The sequence below is a fragment of the Phenylobacterium sp. genome (genome assembly GCF_030654915.1).
Taxonomy (GTDB): domain Bacteria; phylum Pseudomonadota; class Alphaproteobacteria; order Caulobacterales; family Caulobacteraceae; genus Phenylobacterium.
The window spans coordinates 1-5,137 of sequence record NZ_JAURWM010000303.1; the positions used below are offsets into that span (position 1 = coordinate 1).

Annotated in this window: 4 protein-coding genes and 1 pseudogene; 3 read left to right on the plus strand and 2 right to left on the minus strand. The window is 67.9% G+C overall.

What is annotated here, in order from left to right; translation table 11 throughout:
• The coding region (locus Q7T84_RS16010) for an electron transfer flavoprotein-ubiquinone oxidoreductase (RefSeq protein WP_304810795.1) at window positions 1-1,051 on the plus strand (1,051 nt) is incomplete at its 5' end.
• A gap of 99 nt (window positions 1,052-1,150) precedes the next feature.
• Here Q7T84_RS16010 and Q7T84_RS16015 read toward each other — a convergent pair.
• A complete protein-coding gene (locus Q7T84_RS16015; protein WP_304810797.1) occupies window positions 1,151-1,780 on the minus strand; it encodes an acyloxyacyl hydrolase in 630 nt (209 codons plus the stop codon).
• Between the two features lie 233 nt (window positions 1,781-2,013).
• Here Q7T84_RS16015 and Q7T84_RS16020 point away from each other — a divergent pair, with 233 nt between their 5' ends.
• Window positions 2,014-3,720, plus strand: a complete 1,707-nt coding sequence (locus tag Q7T84_RS16020) for a tetratricopeptide repeat protein (protein ID WP_304810799.1) — start codon at window positions 2,014-2,016, stop codon at window positions 3,718-3,720.
• Between the two features lie 8 nt (window positions 3,721-3,728).
• Entirely contained in the window at window positions 3,729-4,613 is an 885-nt protein-coding gene (locus Q7T84_RS16025) for a 4-(cytidine 5'-diphospho)-2-C-methyl-D-erythritol kinase (RefSeq protein WP_304810801.1), read from the plus strand.
• A gap of 291 nt (window positions 4,614-4,904) precedes the next feature.
• On the opposite strand, the pseudogene Q7T84_RS16030 reads toward Q7T84_RS16025, so the two are convergent.
• A pseudogene (locus tag Q7T84_RS16030) lies at window positions 4,905-5,137 on the minus strand (ammonia channel protein); the annotation flags it as partial.

Here is a 5,137-nt window from a genome sequence, read left to right on the forward strand (position 1 = left end):
CGGCCGCGAACCCCAGAAGTTCGGTATCGGCATCAAGGAGCTGTGGCAGGTTCCGGACGAGAACTTCGAGCCTGGCCTGACCCAGCACACCTTTGGCTGGCCGCTCGACAACGCCACCGGCGGCGGCTCGTTCATGTACCACTTCGGGGACAACTACGTGGCCATCGGCTTCGTGCTGCACCTGAACTACAAGAACCCCTGGCTCTCGCCCTTCGACGAATTCCAGCGCTTCAAGACCCACCCGGCGATCCGCGGCTACCTGGAAGGCGGCAAGCGCATCTCCTACGGCGCCCGCGCCATCACCGAGGGCGGTTCGCAATCGCTGCCGCAACTGTACTTCCCGGGCGGCGTGCTGCTCGGCTGCTCGGCCGGCATGGTCAACGTCCCGCGCATCAAGGGCAGCCACAACGCGGTCAAGAGCGGCATGCTCGCCGCCGAGGCGGCCTTCGCTGCGATCCAGGGCGGCCGCAGCAGCGACGAACTGGTGTCCTACGAGGAGGCCTACCAGAAGTCCTCCATCGCCAAGGAGCTGTGGAACGTCCGTAACTTCAAGCCGCTGTGGTCCAAGTTCGGCACCATCCCCGGCATCTTGTTGGGCGGCGTAGATGCTATCATGGCCACCATGCTCAAGGGCTGGTCGCCCTGGGGTACGCTGAAGCACGGCAAGTCGGACGCCGAGGCCACCGGCCTGGCCAAGGACTACAAGCCGATCGTCTATCCGAAGCCGGACAACGAATTCAGCTTCGACAAGCTGTCATCGGTCTTCCTGTCCTCGACCAACCACGACGAGAACCAGCCGGCCCACCTGAAGCTCACCGATCCGAGCATTCCGGTGAACGTGAACCTGCCCCGGTTCGGTGAACCGGCGCGTCTGTTCTGCCCGGCCGGCGTCTACGAGGTGCTCTACGACGCCGAGGGGAACAATCCGAAGTTCCAGATCAACTTCCAGAACTGCGTCCACTGCAAGACCTGCGACATCAAGGATCCGTCGCAGAACATCAACTGGACCACGCCCCAAGGCGGCGACGGCCCGAACTACCCGAACATGTAGAATCAAGGTGTTCCTCCCCCGCCCGGCGGGGGAGGAGATCGCCGGCCGCGACGCCGACGCAGGCAGGCCCCGCGCGTTCGTGGCGCGTCGGCGCGACCCTTAGAAGCGATAGGCCGCGCGCAGCCCCACGCTGTCGGCGCCGTCATGGGTTTCGTTGCCGAGCTGGCCGTTGCTCCAATGCTGCCCCTCGATCTCCACGGCCCAGCGTTCGTTCAACCGCAGGCCCAAGGCGAAGGTGGCGTGGAACAGCCAGCGTTCGTTGAACTCGATGTACTTGTCGCGGTCGTTCCGGCGGCGCTGATTTTCTTCGTCCGACAGCCCCGGTGTCGGACGTGGCAGAGACAGCGCGCCATCGTGCACCGACAGCCCCGCGCCCAGGTCGATATAGGTCCGCTTCTGCTCAAATCGCCAAATCAGGCCGGCTTGAGCATAGTTGGTGTATCCGTCCAGGCTGAGCTGCGTTCCCACATAGGGCCTGGGCGAGCCCGCGAACTCCAGCATGTCCACCGGCTTGAAGAGATACTCCACCACGACCGAGGCGCCTTTTTCGGGGGCGTGCGGTGCATAGCCGGCGCCCACCCGAAGCTCTTGAGCCTGGACCGCCCCTGCGGAGAACAGCAGGCTGGCGGCCGCGAGTGCGCCCAGGGTCGGAAGGCGAACCGAGAACTCTTGGCGGGTAGGCGCGTGGGCGCCTGCTGAACGGCGCGAATTGGTAGGCGTGTCGGGCATACGCTCCCCCTTGTTGCTCAGCTCCCCCCCTGACAGGTAAAACATACAACTATGGGTGCGCTAGCCCCTGGATTGCGCCTGGCGTGCATGGCGCGCAAAAACTTGGAGTACGGACATTTTGACCACGGCGGACGGCGCCGAAGCCGCCGCGCGCCGGGGTGCAAACCCGCCTTTCCCCGATCAGGTCCCTTGGCGCCTTGAACTCGCCCCCGAAAGCGCCGAGTTTCCCAGGCATGCGCCGTCTCCTAGTCGCCTTCGCTCCGCTCGCCCTCGTCGCGGCCTGCGCCACACCGCCACAGCAGCAGGCGGGCTGGACGCCGCCAATTCCCAACGGCATGGGTGGGTCGGCCTATGGCGCCTTCCTGGCCGGCCAGGGCGCCCTGAACGACGGCAAGGGCGCGGAGGCCGCAGCCTATTTCGCCAAGGCTGAACTCGAGGGCGGGGCCAGCGACATGCTGCAGGACCGCGCCTTCACCGCCGCCGTGCTGGCGGGCGACATCCCCCGCGCCGCCCAGCTGGCGCCCCAGGGCGAGGAAGCCTCCGAATCCACCAAGCGCATGGGCCAGTTGGTCAAGGCCGTGGAGCTGATGGCCAATGGCGACGGCAAGGCCGCCCAGGCCGCCTTGGCGGGCGACAATATCGGCTTCCCTCATCGCGCGGCCGCCGTGCTGCTGGCCCCCTGGGCGGCGGCCATGGCCGGCGACGTCGACGGCTCGCTGGTCCGCCCCGAGGTCCGCAACGACCGCGTCGTCGACTATTTCGGCCAACTCGGCCAAGCCCATCTCTTCGAGCGCGCCCGTCGCTATGACGAGGCCGAGACGGACTATAAGGCGCTGACCGGCGGCGAGACCCCCGGCGACATCGCCGTGCTGGCTTACGGCGCCTTCCTGGAGCGCCGCAAGCGTGGCCCGGACGCCGTGGCGCTCTACGATCGCGCCTTGCGGGCCCAGCCCAACAATGAGGCGTTGGCCGCCGCCAAGGCCCGCGCCGCCAGCGGCAAGGGCGCGCCGCCCCCGCCCACCCTGCGTCAGGGCGCGGCCCAGGCGCTGATCGCGCCGGCCGCCGGCATGCTGGGCGCCAAGCAAGACCAACTGGGCCTGGCCTATCTGCGCCTCTCGCTGCGGCTCGACCCGGCTCGCAACGAAGCCTGGCTGATGGTCGGCGACCTGATGGAGGGCGCCGGCGATATCGAGTCCGCCCGCGCCGCTTATGGCAAGCCCAAGCCCGGTTCGCCGGAATATCCCGCCGCCGTCTCCAAGCTGGCCTGGAGCTATCAGAACGCCAAGGAGCCGGAGGCCGCCCTCAAAATGGCCCAGGCCGCCGCCACCACCGGCGATCGGAGCGCCAAGATCACCTATGCCGATCTGCTGCGCGCCAATGAACGCTACGTGGAATCGGCGCAGGTGCTGTCGGGCCTGATCGGGCAAGACCCCGCCCCCGACTGGCGGCTGCTCTATGCTCGCGGCGTGTCCTACGAGCGATCCGGCCACTGGCCGGAAGCCGAGCGCGACCTGCAAGGCGCGCTGAAGCAACGTCCTAACGAGCCCGAGCTGCTGAACTATCTCGGCTACACCTGGATCGACCGGGGCGAGCGGCTTCCCGAAGCCCTGGGCATGGTTCAGCGCGCGGTCGCCGCCAATCCACAGTCCGGGGCCATGATCGATTCGCTCGGTTGGGCGCACTACCGCCTGGGCGACTACAAGAAGGCCGTCGAATTCCTGGAGCAGGCGGTCGAGCTTGAGGCCGGCGACCCGGAGATCAACAACCACCTGGGGGACGCCTATTGGCGCGTCGGCCGCCGCATCGAGGCGGAGTACCAGTGGCGCCGCGTCCTGACGCTCGATCCCGACGACAAGATCAAGGCCGACGTCGACGCCAAGCTGACCGGGGGCTTAGGTCCCAAGGGGCCGGCCGCGACCTCACGCGTCGCCGGGCAATAGGTTCAGTCATGGGGCCGGTCGCCTTCGCGCCTGCGAAGATCAATCTGTTTTTGCACGTCGGCGCGCCTGGCGACGATGGCTATCATCCGCTGTGCAGCCTGATGGCGTTCGCCGATATCGGCGACCAGCTGGTGATCCACGAGGCCGACGCCCTGTCGGTGCGGGTCCATGGGCCGTTCGCCGCCGCTCTGGCGGACGAGGACGACAATCTGGTGCTGCGCGCCGCGCGGGCCTTGCTGGCCCATACGCGAGGGCCCCAGCCGCCGCTGTGCCTGTCGTTGGAGAAGAGCCTGCCGGTCGCGGCGGGGCTCGGCGGCGGCTCCAGCGACGCTGGCGCGGCCCTGCGCCTGGTGCGCTCGGCGCTGAGCGTCGATATCGACGATGACGCCCTGGAGGCGCTCGCCGCTTCGCTGGGCGCTGATGGCGCGGCCTGTCTTTGGGGCCGTCCGGTGGTGGCGCAGGGAAGGGGAGAGCGGCTGACGCCCGCGCCGCGCCTGCCGATAATCGAGGCCGTGCTGGTCAATCCCGGCGTCGGGGTCTCCACCCCTGCGGTTTACCGCGCCCTGGATGAGCGCGAAGCCTTTGGCGAGGTGGCGCCGCCGCCCATGCCCGAGGCCTTCGAGAGCATCGAGGAGTTTTCGGCCTGGCTGGGCATGATGCGCAACGACCTGCAGGCGCCGGCGATCGCCCTGGCTCCAGAGATCGGCGATGTCGTCGAGACCCTGGCCGGCGAACCTGAGACGCTCTTCGCCCGGATGTCAGGCTCGGGCGCGACCTGCTTCGCCATCTGCGCCTCCGACATCGAGGCCGACGCCTTGGCCGAACGTGTCGCCAGCATGCAGCCCACCTGGTGGGTTAAGCGCTGCCGCCTCGGCGGCCCCTGGCCCGACTGACGCCACTCCCTCGGGAGAGGAGGCCCGCGCCCTCCCTCCAAGTTCGTCCTCCCCGGGCTCTTGACCCGGGGATCCATACGCGCCGCCCGCCCAGGTAAATCCCCGACCGCTAAGTCTATGGATGGCCGGCTTAAAGGGTCGGCCATGACGAACTGATGGGCGGGAGCACGAAAACGTTCCTCTCCATCGAGAGAGGCAGGTGAGGCGAGGACGCAAAGCGGCGCTCTATCTCCCAACGAAAACGGGGGCCCCGAAGGACCCCCGTTCGTCGTTCGCAGGTGAAGCCGCTGCTTAGTCGTGCAGAGCTTCGCCGTGTTGGGACATGTCCAGCCCCTCGACCTCGGCCTCTTCGCTGACACGCAGACCGACCGTGTACTTCACGATCATCAGGATGATGAAGGTGGCGATCGAGGCGTAGGCGATGGTGATGGCCACACCGTAGAACTGGGTCATCAGGCTCGCGCCTTCGCCCAGGGCGTTGACGGCCGGGTCGGCGAGGACGCCGGTCAGCAGGGCGCCGATGA